The sequence below is a fragment of the Spirosoma migulaei genome (assembly GCF_054776855.1).
The window spans coordinates 481,940-497,077 of sequence record NZ_BAAHBG010000027.1; the positions used below are offsets into that span (position 1 = coordinate 481,940).

The window sequence follows — 15,138 nt, forward strand, 5'->3', positions numbered from 1 at the left end:
TTGCCCACGCCAGCCCTACAACCAATAAAGGCCAGTCGTGAGCACGACTGGCCTTTATTGGTTGTCAAAATAGTGGTTTACACCAACCCTTTCTTCATTGCCTTAACGGCATAATCGGCAGCACGGGCCGTTAAAGCCATGTACGTTAGCGATGGATTTTGGGTGCTGGTCGAGGTCATGCAGGCCCCATCGGTCACGAATACATTCTTCACCGCATGAAGTTGATTCCATTTATTGAGCATCGACGTTTTCGGATCTTTCCCCATCCGAACGCCCCCCATTTCGTGAATATCGAGGCCGGGTGCAGCATGGCTATCGCGTACGCGGATATTCTTGAACCCGGCTTCGGTAAACATTTCAGTCAGTTGTTCCTGATAATCTTTCACCATCTTATCGTCGTTATCGTCGTAAGCGATGGAGATTTTCAACTGGGGAATGCCGAATGGATCTTTCAATGAGGGATCTAGCGCCAGGTAGTTGGTTTCTTTCGGGATCGTTTCTCCCATCATGTGCGAACCCACATACCAACCACCCAGTTTCGGATTCAGCAGGTTTTCCTTCAAATCAGCACCTACGCCACTTTGGTCGGAACGCGAAATTCGGCCCGCAGAAAAACCGGATGCGTAGCCCCGCAAAAAGTTCGTTTCCTGCTTCAGCACGTTCCTGAAACGGGGAATATACGGGCTGTTCGGTCGTCGGCCATCGGTCGTCGAGTCGAGGTTACCATCGTATTCACCCGAAATACCCGCCCGATAGTTGTGGAAGGCAGCATATTTACCCAGTATCCCGCTATCGTTGCCCAAGCCATTCGGGAAGCGATTGGAGGTTGAGTTTAAGAGTACCAGGTTTGAGTTCAGCGCGGCAGCATTCAGGAAAATGATACGGGCGTAAAACTCCTGCATCTGTTTCGTGTTCGCATCAATTACGCGCACACCCGTAGCCCGGCCTTTCTTCTCATCGTATATAATTGAGTGCACAACCGAGTTTGGCCGAAGGGTCATTTTCCCCGTTTTGGCCGCCCAGGGTATGGTTGACGAGTTACTACTAAAATAGCCCCCAAACGGACAACCCCGCTCACAAATGGTACGATGCTGGCATTGCGCCCGTCCTTGCTGGAAATGGATCGGCTGCGGCTGCGTCAGGTGAGCTGCCCGACCCATGATTACATGCCGGTCTTTGTACTTGGCCGCTACTTTCTGCTGAAAATGTTTCTCCACGCAGTTCCACTCATGGGGCGGCAGAAACTCGCCATCAGGTAATGTAGCCAGCCCATCTTTATTGCCCGTAATACCAGCAAAGCGCTCTACGTAACTATACCAGGGAGCAATGTCAGCGTACCGAATGGGCCAGTCAACCGCAAACCCATCACGGGCAGGTCCTTCAAAATCGAAGTCGCTCCACCGTTGGGTCTGCCGTGCCCACATCAGTGATTTACCACCCACCTGATAGCCCCGAATCCAGTCGAAGGGTTTATCCTGAACGTAAGGGTGTTCGGCATCTTTCACGAAAAACTGCTCGGTGCCCTCGTAAAAGGCGTAGCACTTGCTGATAATTGGATTGGCTTCCCGCACCTCCTGCCTAAGCTGATTCCGGTGCTCAAACTCCCAGGGTTGTTTGTTTGTGGTTGGATAATCGGTTACGTGCCGAACATCGCGCCCGCGTTCGAGCACGAGCGTACGAAGGCCTTTACCCGTTAATTCTTTAGCAGCCCAACCCCCACTTATGCCTGAGCCAATGACAATGGCATCGTAGGTATTTTGGGCTTGTGCGTCTATGTTTAAATAGGACATTTTAGTTTGGGTTTGTCGATTTGGTTTACGGTAGCAAACCGCACTGGCGAAACCAATTTTGTACGTCAGTCGATGTAAACCGAATACCGTAAATCAGAACTTTATTTTCCTTGAGATACAGTTTTAGCAGGTACCGGAACACAGCCGTGATAGCGTCCCGGAATAAATTCATAGTGTGTGAGGTTAGTCATCACGTATTCTGAACTCATATAGCCTCGAATAGTGAGGTTCTTCACCAATGAGTAAAAATCTTTCTGTGCCGAATCGGTCGATTGCGACAATTGGGTTAAGAGCGCGGTCCGTTGAGCAGTATCTCCTCCGGGAAAGGGTTTACTGAACGACTTGTGGGCCAGATCATTCAATGAGTCGAGCCCTTTGCTGAGATTTTCCTGTGCCGATTTTGGATAGCAATCTGCCACCATTTTCTGTACAAACTGGTGAACATTCAGTGCCTTTGCACCGGGTGTGTTAGTAACCGGGATAATCGTTTCGACCATCTCAGCCAGAAGCTCAGTCTGACTTCCAGACAGGATTTGCCGGCTCGAGACAACTGTTTCGGTTGTCCAGCCGTTGGCCCAGGCAGGCAGGCTAATTAACCCACCAACGGCACCAGCCATTGTTTTTAAGGCATTACGTCTTTCCACAGGTGTTATTTACAACTAGTATTTTATTGAATCTACTATCAAAGATACAACATGAAAGCAACTACTTATCATATAAGTTAAGACCACTGGAAAGCAATTTTTCATCCGAATAAAACTGGGGAACTCCGTTTTATTCGGATGAAAAATCGTCAGAATCCGCAGTCAGCAAAGCATCAATGATCTGAATTAAATGGGTATTAAATTCCTACGGAAACATATACCTGTGCAACAAAGGGTATTTCTGCCGCGTATTCATTATAGAGTAAGACAGCTTTTTATTCAACTAACTCTATAGAACTAGAAAGATATGAATCATGCGTTTAAAGGAGCAAACCGATTACATCCCTCCCGAAATTGGTCAATTCAGTACCTTCTGATAGCCGGTTTCCTGCTCACACTGGCGGGATGTAAGAAAAGTACGGACGATGTTACCCCACAACCATCCGCATCAACCAGTGAGAACCAAACCATTGACTCCTGGATTCTATCGAACATGCGGGAAGTGTATTACTGGAACGACAAAATTCCAGCAAACCCAGATACAACGCTGGCACCCGATGTATTTTTCGACTCCATCCTGAATACCTACAACGCCACCACTAACCCTACTGGTGACCGTTTCTCGTGGATTGAAAACGATGCAAATACCTTAACGGCGGAATTAAGTGGGCAAACCACAACGACGGGTATGGAGTACAATCTTTACCTACGGGCAACGGGTTCTACGGGGGTTATCGCCCAGGTCCTGTACGTATTACCTGGTTCTCCGGCAGCACTCGCCGGAATAAAACGGGGTGACATCATCTCGAAAGTAAACGGGCAGTCCCTATCCACCACCAATTATTCGGATCTGTTGTTTTCTGGGACATCCTTTACATTTGGATTTGCCAGTGTAAGTGGATCAACGCTGGTTGATACGGACAAAACAATTAGCGTTACCGCGACTACATTTCAGGAAAACCCGGTATTTCTGGATTCAGTCTATACCGTTGGTAGCAAAAAAGTGGGCTATTTAGTCTATAATCAGTTTGTGCCGGGTGCGAATGGAAGCACTGCCGATGAATATGACAAGCAGGTCGATGCCGTATTTGCCAGCTTTAAAGCACAGGGCGTGAATGAACTGGTTCTGGACTTACGCTATAATCCAGGTGGTTATACCTCATCGTCAGCGAACCTGGCCAGCCTGATTGGCAAAGGCGTTAGCTCCAGCAAACTCTACTTCCGGGAAGAATGGAATACTACCATTACCCCCCTACTGCAACAGGAATATGGGGCTAGCTTCTTTGTGCAGAACTTCATCGACAAGTCACAGAATATCGGCAGCAATCTCTCGCGTGTATTTGTGCTCACCACCGACCAGACAGCCTCTGCCAGTGAACTCATCATCAATGGCTTACGTCCGTATATGACGGTAACAACCATTGGCTCAACAACCTATGGTAAAAACGTAGGCTCCATCACAATTACGGATGATACGGGCAAGATTAAATGGGGTATGCAGCCTATTGTGTTCAAATCATACAATAGTGCAGGCCAGTCTGACTATTCAACGGGCTTCACCCCCAATATACAAGTCGATGAACCCATCAATTTATTACCACTGGGCGACACGAATGAAGCATTGCTGACAACTGCCCTCGGTCAAATTTCAGGAAGTGTTGCTAGTGGGCGTCGGGCAACGGAAAGTGGGAATCCGCTCATAACTTTTGGATCATCCATTCAACGCAAGGCAGGTGGGCATTCGATGATTCGTCAATTGAAGAGTCTTAAATTTTAAGCTTTTTTAAGGAATCGAATTCCAACGACTATGATACAAAGCGAGTCTTTGTATCATAGTCGTTTCGATTTTATTCTACCTGTCTTTATATCACACTAACAATTAAGAATTTTTATGAGCCTAGCACGTTGGTAAGTAACACCCCTTTGGCGTAATTTTGCACGACCCATTTGATACACGACTTCGCCTGAGTTAGGCTCTCAATTCGCTAGCTCGAACTGGTAAGACTATCAAAATCATCGTTCTTAACGCAAATTACTATAACTTTACGTTTTAATTCGTTCGTTCACGCTCGTTTTTCATGATTCATTTACCATTTCGATTTCTTTCGGCTAAGTCCTCCCAGTCGAAATCTGTATCATCTGAGACTTCTCTCTCTAACGCTACCAAGAAGACCAAACGCGTCAACTGGATACTGGGTCTAATCGGCATAGGCTGGGCAGGACTCCTCGTTGGTTGCAACAACTCCACCACAGTGGACATTATGGGCGACTGGAATTCACGATCTGAACTAGAAGGTCCTGCCCGCTTTGGCGCTGCCAGTTTCGTTGTGGGCACAATTGCTTACATGGGAACAGGGACCGACGTCAGCAATAACCGTCTGAAAGATTTCTGGGCTTATGACGCGAGTCGGAATGCCTGGACCCAGAAGGCTGATTTTGCAGGTGTTGCCCGCAATCTAGGTGTTGGATTTGCTGTTGGCACCAATGGCTATATTGGTACAGGGCTTGATGCCAATTCTACCCGACTAAAGGATTTCTGGCAGTATAATCCAACAACCAACACCTGGAAAGCAGTTGCTGATTTTGGTGGAACGGCTCGTCAAACAGCAACAGCCTTTGCCATTGGCACCAAAGGCTATGTAACCTGCGGATTCGATGGTAACTACCTGAAGGATATGTGGGCGTACGATCCTACGGCTAATGCCTGGACGAAAGTAGCCAGCTATGGCGGCTCGAAACGTGTTGGTGCGGTTTCTTTTGTTATAAATAACATGGCTTATGTGGGAACCGGTAACAACAATAATTCAAATCAGTTGGATTGGTATGTATATGACCCAGCACAGGATTTGTGGACGCAAAAACTCAACTTCATTACCGACCAGACGAGCATTGCCCGTAGCTATGCCGTTGGGTTCGCTATTAATGGGAAAGGGTATATAACTTGCGGTGACGCATCTACCAAAGATGTCTGGGAATACGATCCAAGTACTGATACGTGGACCACACGCGGTGTATTTGAAGGGGCTACCCGAACCTATGCGGTGGGCTGGTCGATTAACAACAAGGGATATGTTACAACGGGGGCAAACAGCTCGAGTCGCTTCGACGATTTATGGGATTTTGATCCAACCGTTATCCAAGTTATTCCCTGACCTGCATACATGTTTGACTGACTCTCTCTTTTCAGGGTCAACAAACGTATAGTACAGTCAATCATGACGAACAATTCTCAACTACAGTCCCGGCCATCGTTAGTCCGGCTGGGTCTGATTCTGTTCCTGATTAGTTTAGCTGTTATGACTACCTACCTGGTCTATAAACGGCAGCCACATTATCAGGTTCAGGTCATTAAAACAGCTGGTGGTTGGGGCTATGATATATTGAATAACAATAAGCTGGTCATTCATCAACCTACTATACCGGGGCAACCTGGTCTAGTAGGCTTTCCCAGCCAGGAACAGGCTCATCGGGTTGGCGATTGGGTAGTTCAGAAAATACAGCAAACGGAGGCAATGCCTACGTTGACAAATGAAGACTTACGCCAGTTAGGCGTAACAATCCCCTGAATTCGTTAATTATGCGTACTCTCTGGTACGCCGGTTTGCTACTGCTGACCGGTATAGTGCTATTTTCCTGTCAATCGGGCGATCTCAGCGTGGGACAGTCGGTCATCAATCCTCAGGAACTGGTGGTGCAGTCTGTTGACACGTTGACATTACAAACCTCGACGGTGATGAGACCGGATTCATTCCTCACCTCTGGTGATAATAATATAGTGGTTGGTCGCTGGAAGGACCCACAAACCGGTACCATGACAGCCCGATGCTTTGCGGCCATTAATTACGCCAGCAATTCTTTTTTAGGACAAACCAACCAACAACTAGACTCGTTAGTGCTGGAGCTTACTTATGCTTACGTGTATGGAGATACGACCACTGCGTTTAATGTGAGTGTACATACGCTGAACAAGCCTCTGGTTTATCAGGCCTATTACAATACAAACTCGGTGGCATATGATAGTAAGCCCTATTTCCAGAAAACCGTTCTCCCTCAGCCACTGACACTCACCCGAAAAATATCATTTCGGATGCCTGCCGATATTTCACAGTCATTTTATAACAAGCTGGTCAATGGTGATATTGTAGATGCAACGACATTAGCCGAGTTCATACCTGGCTTTGCTATCAACTGTAATGCTTCGGGTAATACGTTTGCTGGTTTTGTAGCCGCTTCCAGCGGCTTACGGCTCTATTATCATGCTACTGACGTCAACCTAACACAGTCCAATCTCTTATTCCCAATGTCGGCTGGCTACTTTACCCAGCTAACGAATGATCTTAGTGGTACCCCATTAAGTGCCCTGAAAAACCGATCGGATGCTGTCAGTAGTCGTTTGACGAATAACACGACATTTATTGTTCCTGGTGCCTTTCTGCAAACCCGACTGGAGATTCCTTACCTGGATCAGTTTGCCAGACCCGATGGTTTTGCCGATCTTAATAAAGCCGTGCTGGTAATCAGCCCCATTCGAACAACCTTGAGGGATAATTCTACTCCTCCAACCAATCTGGCACTCTTTTTTACTAACATTCAGAATGATATTTTGCCGAGTGCGCTACCGGGCGGATCCGGAGGAACCTCATCGGCCATTGCCCAATATGGTCTACAAGCCTCTTCCATATATGGAATTGGCCCTGATCCGGGTGCTTTACCCCTTGTTGATTCCTACACATTCGATCTAACTTATTATATCGGTCAGATTATCAAGCGCAAACTTCCCAATCAGCCTCTACTAGTAACGATTCCGACAGATACCCAACTGGGAAGGTCGCTTACCTTACTAGATCGGCTCCAGCGGGTAACAATTGGCGACCAGCAGAAGGCAAACGATCAATTAAAAGTGCAGTTATTCCTGACGTCAGGATCGTAATCGGATAGCCAGGCTATTATTTAAACAGCGAGGGGGCAGATTTTTAAAATCTGCCCCCTCGCTGTTTAAACGAAACGTTGAACCAGTTTATAAACCCACTATCTCGTAGCCTCCCCCTTTTTGTGTAGTGAACGAAGTAATGTAGCCTACATTAGTTTGCTTTGACACAGCCTGAACACCCTTTATTTTCACGGGCCGGGCGGTTCTGATTGCACAGAGACCACCATTGAGCGCTTTTATAGTGGCCGTGGTCAGACGGTGGTTTTTCCAGCGAATACCAATTTCAAAGCCACCCCGAGCTTTTAGCCCTGTTACGTTTCCTTCTTTCCAGGCATCGGGCAGAGCCGCCAGCAAATGAATATCGTCCAGATGGCTCTGGATCAGCATCTCGGCCATGCCTGCTGTACCACCAAAGTTTCCGTCGATCTGAAAGGGAGGATGGGCATCAAAAAAGTTTGGATAAGTGCCCCCTCCACCCCTACTCGAATAATTGGTGGCTGTTTCACTGGTGTAATTCAGTAGTTCACGAAGCAGGATATAGGCATGGTTCCCATCTAATAGTCGCGCCCAAAAGTTTATTTTCCAGGCGCGGCTCCAACCCGTTCCGGCATCACCTCTAATTTCCAGCGTTTTCTTAGCCGCAGCAGCAAAATTGGGCGTCGTAACGGGAGCAATTTGTCGACCAGGATGTAAGCCAAATAAATGCGACACGTGCCGGTGTTGTGGGTCTACATCTTCCCAGTCCTTATTCCACTCCTGGAGGTTACCCTTATGACCGATGTGAAGCGGGTAAAACTTTTTTCGTTTCTCGATCAATAGCTGGCGGAATTCAGGCTCGATGTTTAAAACAGTAGATGCATCGATCAGGTTGGTGAACAAATCCCACATAATCGACATGTCCATCGTTGTGGCCACCGATATAGGGGAGTGTTGCCCCTTTGCATCAATGAAATCATTCTCCGGCGATACAGATGGTGATACAATTAAGTATCCTTCTTTATCTTCAATAAGCCAATCCAGATAAAACAGTGCAGCCCCTTTCATAATGGGGTACGCGCTTTCTTTCAGGAATTTTTTGTCGCCCGTAAATCGGTAATGCTCGAAAAGGTGCTGACTTAGCCATCCAGCTCCCTGATTCCAGTTCGCCCATTTCGGATCGCCCTGCCCTTTGTCTCCTACGGGGTTGGCAATGGCCCAGATGTCGGTGTTATGGTGAGCTACCCAGCCGTGCATGTTGTAAAACTCCCTGGCAACACCCACTCCATTCTTTGCCAGTGAACCTATAAAGCTCAGCAATGGTAGATGAAGCTCGGATAGATTAGTGACCTCCACCGGCCAGTAATTCATCTGGGTGTTGATATTGATGGTATAGTTGGAACTCCAGGGAGCGCGTAATTCTTTGTTCCAGATACCCTGTAAATTGGCTGGAACACCCTGCACCCGAGAACTGGAAATGAGCAGATACCGCCCATATTGGCAGTACAAGGTTTCCAGTCCGGGGTCATAAGCGCCCTTACTATAACCCTCTAAACGAAGGTCAGAAGGTAGCGTAGCATTAGCATTCATAGTTGTTGTATCGGTCAGCTGAAACGAAAACCGATTAAAATACGACTGATAGTCCGCAATATGACTACTTAACAGGGTTAAAAAAGGCGTTCCGGTTGCTTTGCGGATAATCTCTTCTGCCAGTTTATTCTCATCCTTTCCATCCTTATCCGGACACTTGTCATAGCCGTTGAAACTAGTGGTTGCCGCTACCAGTAGCACAACCTCCGATGCATTACGAACATGAATACCGGATGTATCGGTCTGCACTGTCCCGCCTTTATTCAGTGCTTTTATACGTAGCTGAAAGCGCATTCCTTTACACCCACTTACGTCTTCGTACATAACATGCTCCCGGTCTTTGGGACTGTAATAGTTGGGGTCGACCTGCGAAGGAGCTTTGCCTTTCATAATCCATTCACTACTTCCGTTGCGCACGTTCTGGAAACGCAACTGACTTTTTGTACTGGCATCGAACGTAAGCTGTCCGGGTTTGCTGGCCGTCAATCGAATCACCATGACCTGGTCTGGAGATGAACTAAAGATTTCCCGTTTGTATTCGGTACCGTTCACCGTAAAGCGTGTTGTAGAAATGGCTTTCTGAATATCCAGATCGCGGTAATAAGCGGAGGGTTTTGCCCCTTTAAGCTCTTGTTTCAAAACCAGATCGCCCAGTGGCATGTATGATTGGGTATACAGTCCCTGCATCTTTTTAGCCAGTGCAATAGCTTCTTTGTAGTCTTCCCGATCCAGTGCCTGCCGAACCTGAGGCAGATACGTTGGTGATTCTGGGTTAACAGGTCCACTCACGGGTCCACCGGACCAGAGCGTACTTTCATTGAGTTGGATCAGCTCTTCCTCTACCCGTCCGAAGACCATTGCGCCGATGCGTCCATTACCAACTGGCAAAGCCTCAGTCCAGATCGCAGCAGGCTGGTTGTACCATAGTTTGAGATTTGATTGAGCAAACAGAAGGAATGGAAAAACAAGTAAAAAAGTAAGCAGGCAAATTTGTTTCATGATAAAGTAGTGATTCATTTCGACAACAACACCTACATCAACCGATTGAAAGTTCGGGGTTATTGGACAGGTTTATTTTATAAAGCAATAGTAGCCTATTTTATCACGGCAATAGAACGCTGATTTTTATGATTGGTACGATTGCCCCTGATTGTTGGGCTAGAAAGAATTGTTTCCTGACCTGACTTCAGCCACGAAACATCTTGTTTTTCCGTATAGGTTAAAAGACGTCGAAAGAGCCTTTTTTGAAAAACAATTGGCCTTTTTTGGTTCTAAATGGTCCAATTAGCGTGTCTGTAAGCTTAATCAACGAATACGTTCACTTCTTAAAAAGTACTAAAAAGAGCCTTAAATCCGTCGCTGATGCCGTAGCTGTACGTTACCTTTTAAACCGTGAAACAGCGGATAACCTGAATGGCTCATACAATGCAGCGTACACACATAAACAACCTGGCCAATCAATCGCAGGCTCCAGTGCAGCCAGCCTTGCAAGTTTTAGTAGCACAGTCGGAAGATGGTTTCTACGGCAGTCTGCAGCGGATATGGAACAATGTTCTTCAACTGGAAGATATGGGGATCATTCAACAGGAAAATGACAAGTTCATGTATGCGTATCGTTTTGCAGAAGCCGAGCTTCAACGGGCTTATCGGGAACAGTTCACCCAACTCCCCTCACAAACCAATTAACTCCCATTTATACAATCGTTATGAAAACCTACCAGAATGAGCATGTTAGGGTGGAAGTTGATTGTAGTATACACCTGTTGCAGCAAACATGGTCAGGTTTACCATCCAGCGAAAATTTTCGGGACGGGTCACTGGCGATTATGGCATTAGCCAAACGACATCAAGTTAATCGGTGGCTGGTTGATTTAAGACAGTTGCGTTTATTCAATCCAGTCGATTTACACTGGTTCATTCAGCATTGGTTACCCCAGGCTACCGCTGAACATACGATGCCTCAGCACGCCAGGGTAGCGGTTATCCTGAACGCCGTTAATCAATTCGGGAAATTGGGCTCCGACCTGTTGTTAAGAGCCTCAGGCAACCAGAACGGATCAATGGCCAGCCGCTATTTTGTCGGGAACGAGGATGCCCGAGAATGGCTATTGATAAAATCCTGAAGCAATTTTATAATCTGCCTAACAACCTGGATTACAAACAATCGTTCATTTCCATACTCCTCATCGTATTTCCCGGGCTCTGGTTTTTGATTAAACCAGAGCCCGGCCTTATTTATACATGAACATTTTTACCTGTCATCTGCAACAGAAGAGGCTATTCTTACGTATGGCAAAGAAATAGGTAGTCTATGCATTCCTGAAAGTACTTCAAGCCATCTTATCGTTAAGTAATTCTGCTCTTTTCAGATCGTACAAATGCACTAATTGCAAAAGTCATAGTATCAACAATTTTCAAAAATTTGTACGCTTCTTTTTAAATTAATTCTTAATTTTTCGATACTGTTAACTAATTATTTGGCGTTATGGCCAATACTAGCGTCTTTTCAGATTAAAAGTCATTAATAAGGCAGTTAAAAAATTACCTATTGCCACGTTCCCGAATTGCTCAGCGTATAGCTTAAAAATACCCAGTTGCTTACCATCCAACTAAAGTTTTATGACTCGCTTCGAATTTCTGAAATCGATGGGCTTTACCGGTGCCGCATTGGTTGCGGCCATGACGTCCTGCATCCGGGAAGAAGATACCGTAGTTGATGCCCTGACACTGGCTGGCACAACTACACCTACCTCAACAACAACACCTACATCGACCACAACAACGTCAAGTACAACAACAACACCTACATCCGCAACGACGAACGGCACAGACTTAAGTAAAATCACCAATCGGCTTCTAACAATCGACCTCACCGCTTCAGCAGTTGCGGCTCTCAAAACAGTAGGTGGCTATATAGCCCAGAGTGGTATTGTGGTTGCCCAATCCAGTTCTGGTACCTATATCGCCGTAACACAAACCTGCAGTCATGAACCGAAGAAGGCCATTATTTTCAACAAAACTGAATTTTATTGTACGCAACACGGCGCCCGCTTTGATTTGACGGGTAAGGGTAAAAATAGCTTTGGCAGCAAAGGCCTTACCGTTTATAAGACGGCTACCGATGGCAAAACACTTGTTGTTTATAGCTAGAAATCAGCTTTACGAGAAATTAATCTAAACGAATATGAAACTAGTACTCACAGCTCTCCTGATTGGCCTGTTGACCAATCCGCTCAACTGGGAACTCAATTTTGATCAGGCGAAAACAGAAGCAGCCCAATCACACAAGTTCATTCTCCTGAATTTTTCGGGCTCAGATTGGTGCGGGCCCTGCATCAAACTCAAAAAAACTATTTTCGAATCGGCAGAATTTAACCAGTATGCAGCAGATCATCTGGTGCTCGTTCGGGCCGATTTTCCCCGGTTGTCAAAAAACCAGTTAGACGCCCGTCAAATTGCGCATAATGAAACACTGGCGGAGAAATACAATAAGCAAGGCAAGTTTCCGCTCACGGTTTTACTCGATGCGAACGGCAAGGTGCTGAAAGAATGGGATGGATACCCACAATCGTTAACCGTATCTTCCTTTTTGGAAACAATTGACTCCGTCACGTCGACCATAAAATGACCGCTCCCCTCCGTATCCACCAACGGGTACAACGGCTCATGGGCAACCGTTTTGAGCTCAGTGTTGTCAGTTCGGATGCTGATTGGGCGAGCACCTGTCTCGATGCAGCCATTGAAGAAATCAGACGCATTGAACGAAGCTTGACAACCTTTAGCGACGATAGCCAAACGAATCAGATCAATGCCAATGCGGGCATCCAGCCAGTTCAGGTTGACCTGGAGGTGTTTGCCTTGATTGAACGTTCGTTGCGATTATCGGCACTGACACAGGGGGCCTTCGATATCACCTATGGCTCAATCGACAAACGATTCTGGAATTTCGATACGACAATGACCGCATTGCCAGATCCCAAAACAGCCAAACGTATGATTCGGCTGATCAATTACCGAAACGTGATACTCGATGCTGATAAGCATACGGTATTCCTGAAGGAAAAAGGGATGAGAATCGGATTTGGGGGCATTGGAAAGGGATATGCTGCCGAACAAGCGAAACGTGTTCTGCGCGAGCGGGGGGTAGAAAGTGGTATAGTGAATGCCTCCGGCGACCTGACAACCTGGGGAATACAGCCCAACGGCCAGCCCTGGACCATCGGTATTGCCGATCCGAACCTGGCCACCCGGCAGGCATTCTCTTACCTGGCCATCAGCAATATGGCCGTGGCTACCTCGGGCAGCTATGAGAAATACGCCCTGATTAACGGCAAGCGATATGCCCATACAATTGACCCAAAAACGGGATACCCGGTATCAGGTATAAAAAGTGTAACCATCATTGCCCCCAATGCAGAACTGGCCGATGCCTTAGCAACGCCCGTGCTGATTATGGGAGTTCGTGTAGGGCTTGACCTCATTAATCAGATGAAGCACATTGCCTGTATCGTAATTGATGATAACGATGTGCTTCATACGTCAACCAATATCCGGCTTACAACACCAGTTGTAGCCTGACTAACTTGTACAAAACCGAGCGATGAACTTAACCCTATCAATTCCCAAAACAACTCTGTTAGCTGGCCTTGTCTTGCTTAGTCTGGCAGGTTGTACCACGGTAAAAGAGTATCAGAAGAGCCGGATCAACGATGCTGAAATGGAATTATCGGCTCGTAAATCAGAAAAATTCGAGCAGAATTTTTATCTCTATCGCGAAGGAGCTGCCGGGGCGAATGGTGGAAAAAGTGGAGGAGGCTGCGGCTGTAACTAACAAACGCGAACCATGAAAAGAATCTGTATATCTGTTGGCGTACTGCTAAGTTTATGGCGAGCGGGCTATGGCCAGACGACAACTGAACCTGCCTACGAAAAACGGAAACTCAAAGTTGAAGAGATTAATTTAGTATCGAGTTACTACCAACAGGATGGCAACAATTCTGCCGTAACGGGAGGTATTGGCACCGAACACCTGACCGATTTTGCCCAATCACTCGATCTGGTGCTCAAAACCACCGACAGTCGGAATCGGCAGCATACAATCGCGTTCGACTTTAACATTGACCATTATACTTCGGCGTCATCGGACCAGATTGATCCCTTGACCGTTTCCTCCGCTTCGCGCAGTGATACGCACATTTACCCGTCAATTGCCTGGAATGTACACAACGACGCCACTCGTACCACACGGGGTATCGCCTTGTCTTACTCGACGGAGTACGATTATAAATCCTACGGGATTAATGTCAATTTTGCGAAAGCATCGGCCGACAACAATCGGGAAGTCAGCCTGAAAGGGGGTGCTTTCTTCGATACCTGGAAAGCCATTTTACCACCCGAACTTCGGCCCGAAGGGTATGGCTCGGGTGCTCATGGCGATACCGATCCAGTTGACTATAAACCCCGAAACTCGTACAATATTAGCCTGTCCCTGTCGCAGGTAATTAACAAACGGCTACAAGTCTTACTGACCGTAGAACCCGCTTATCAACAGGGATTACTCAGCACGCCTTTTCACCGGATTTATTTTCAGGATGGTGCCGAAACCGTTGAAAAGCTACCCGGTAGCCGTATGAAACTGCCTATTGGACTGCGGTTACACTACTTTATGGGAGACCGGGTTGTTATCCGTACGTTTTACCGCTATTACATCGACGATTGGGGTATGCAGGCGCATACGGTTAACCTTGAGACGCCCATTAAGCTGACATCGTTTGTTTCCGTAAGTCCGTTTTACCGGTTTAGCCACCAAACGGCCGTTCGATATTTTGCGCCATATGGGCAGCACAAAACAACGGATAAATACTATACCAGTGATTACGATATTTCAGGGTTTACCAGCCAATTCATTGGAACGGGTATTCGTATGGCTCCTCCTGGTGGGTTATTTGGCATTGGTCACTGGCAGAGTGTCGAGCTTCGGTATGGGCATTATATTCGAAGTACCGGTATGGTAGCTAACAGCGTAACCCTACTGGCAAAGCTAAAATAAACATGAGCGAGCGAAGCGCGTAGATGACGCTTACTTCACGGAGTGCTTACTTTTCATGATACAAAGTGAATCACTTGTTAGTGAGCATTCCGTGAAGTTCCTAGGCAAGGTGTGCGTATATTTAAGTTGAATTTTACTTTATCTGGAACAGCACAAAAC

14 protein-coding genes are annotated in these 15,138 nt (G+C 46.7%); 11 read left to right on the plus strand and 3 right to left on the minus strand.

The features are described 5' to 3' along the window. Window positions 1–77 precede the first annotated feature (77 nt). Both ACYVGO_RS26885 and ACYVGO_RS26890 read right to left on the minus strand, forming a co-directional pair. Complete coding sequence (locus ACYVGO_RS26885) at window positions 78–1,790, minus strand: GMC oxidoreductase (protein ID WP_142772844.1); 1,713 nt, start codon at window positions 1,788–1,790, stop codon at window positions 78–80. Between the two features lie 101 nt (window positions 1,791–1,891). Next, on the minus strand, window positions 1,892–2,407 hold the full coding sequence (locus ACYVGO_RS26890; RefSeq protein ID WP_460972113.1) for a gluconate 2-dehydrogenase subunit 3 family protein: 516 nt from the start codon (window positions 2,405–2,407) through the stop codon (window positions 1,892–1,894). 334 nt (window positions 2,408–2,741) lie between these two features. Here ACYVGO_RS26890 and ACYVGO_RS26895 point away from each other — a divergent pair, with 334 nt between their 5' ends. From ACYVGO_RS26895 to ACYVGO_RS26910, 4 genes are all read left to right on the plus strand, one after another. Continuing rightward, window positions 2,742–4,211, plus strand: coding sequence for a S41 family peptidase (locus tag ACYVGO_RS26895; protein WP_460971918.1), 1,470 nt, complete (start codon window positions 2,742–2,744; stop codon window positions 4,209–4,211). 301 nt (window positions 4,212–4,512) lie between these two features. Next, window positions 4,513–5,586 (plus strand): Kelch repeat-containing protein, encoded by a 1,074-nt coding sequence (locus ACYVGO_RS26900; RefSeq protein WP_460971919.1) that lies wholly within the window; start codon window positions 4,513–4,515, stop codon window positions 5,584–5,586. Window positions 5,587–5,649: 63 nt separating this feature from the next. Beyond that, complete coding sequence (locus ACYVGO_RS26905) at window positions 5,650–6,000, plus strand: DUF4907 domain-containing protein (protein ID WP_142772841.1); 351 nt, start codon at window positions 5,650–5,652, stop codon at window positions 5,998–6,000. Between the two features lie 11 nt (window positions 6,001–6,011). Then, window positions 6,012–7,364 carry a DUF4270 family protein gene (locus tag ACYVGO_RS26910; protein WP_142772840.1) on the plus strand — a complete coding sequence of 451 codons (1,353 nt, stop codon included), beginning with the start codon at window positions 6,012–6,014 and terminating at the stop codon, window positions 7,362–7,364. An 87-nt stretch (window positions 7,365–7,451) separates the two neighbouring features. Here the strand turns inward: ACYVGO_RS26910 and ACYVGO_RS26915 are convergent, their stop codons facing one another. Further along, entirely contained in the window at window positions 7,452–9,929 is a 2,478-nt protein-coding gene (locus ACYVGO_RS26915; RefSeq protein ID WP_460971920.1) for a glycoside hydrolase family 95 protein, read from the minus strand. A 414-nt stretch (window positions 9,930–10,343) separates the two neighbouring features. Here ACYVGO_RS26915 and ACYVGO_RS26920 point away from each other — a divergent pair, with 414 nt between their 5' ends. The 7 genes from ACYVGO_RS26920 (at window position 10,344) to ACYVGO_RS26950 (ending at window position 14,979) form a co-directional block, all read left to right on the plus strand. Further along, window positions 10,344–10,616 (plus strand): hypothetical protein, encoded by a 273-nt coding sequence (locus ACYVGO_RS26920; RefSeq protein WP_168207796.1) that lies wholly within the window; start codon window positions 10,344–10,346, stop codon window positions 10,614–10,616. Window positions 10,617–10,636: 20 nt separating this feature from the next. After that, complete coding sequence (locus tag ACYVGO_RS26925) at window positions 10,637–11,053, plus strand: hypothetical protein (RefSeq protein ID WP_460971921.1); 417 nt, start codon at window positions 10,637–10,639, stop codon at window positions 11,051–11,053. Window positions 11,054–11,549: 496 nt separating this feature from the next. After that, the gene (locus ACYVGO_RS26930; RefSeq protein WP_460971922.1) at window positions 11,550–12,080 is read left to right on the plus strand and encodes a Rieske 2Fe-2S domain-containing protein; all 531 of its coding nucleotides are present in this window, start codon (window positions 11,550–11,552) and stop codon (window positions 12,078–12,080) included. A 34-nt stretch (window positions 12,081–12,114) separates the two neighbouring features. Then, window positions 12,115–12,558 (plus strand): thioredoxin family protein, encoded by a 444-nt coding sequence (locus tag ACYVGO_RS26935; protein WP_460971923.1) that lies wholly within the window; start codon window positions 12,115–12,117, stop codon window positions 12,556–12,558. Continuing rightward, the gene (locus ACYVGO_RS26940; protein ID WP_460971924.1) at window positions 12,555–13,508 is read left to right on the plus strand and encodes an FAD:protein FMN transferase; all 954 of its coding nucleotides are present in this window, start codon (window positions 12,555–12,557) and stop codon (window positions 13,506–13,508) included. The genes ACYVGO_RS26935 and ACYVGO_RS26940 overlap by 4 nt, the downstream gene beginning before the upstream one ends. Before the next feature lie 22 nt (window positions 13,509–13,530). After that, complete coding sequence (locus tag ACYVGO_RS26945) at window positions 13,531–13,761, plus strand: DUF4266 domain-containing protein (protein ID WP_142772833.1); 231 nt, start codon at window positions 13,531–13,533, stop codon at window positions 13,759–13,761. A 12-nt stretch (window positions 13,762–13,773) separates the two neighbouring features. Continuing rightward, complete coding sequence (locus ACYVGO_RS26950; RefSeq protein ID WP_460971925.1) at window positions 13,774–14,979, plus strand: DUF3570 domain-containing protein; 1,206 nt, start codon at window positions 13,774–13,776, stop codon at window positions 14,977–14,979. The last annotated feature ends 159 nt before the right edge of the window (window positions 14,980–15,138 follow it).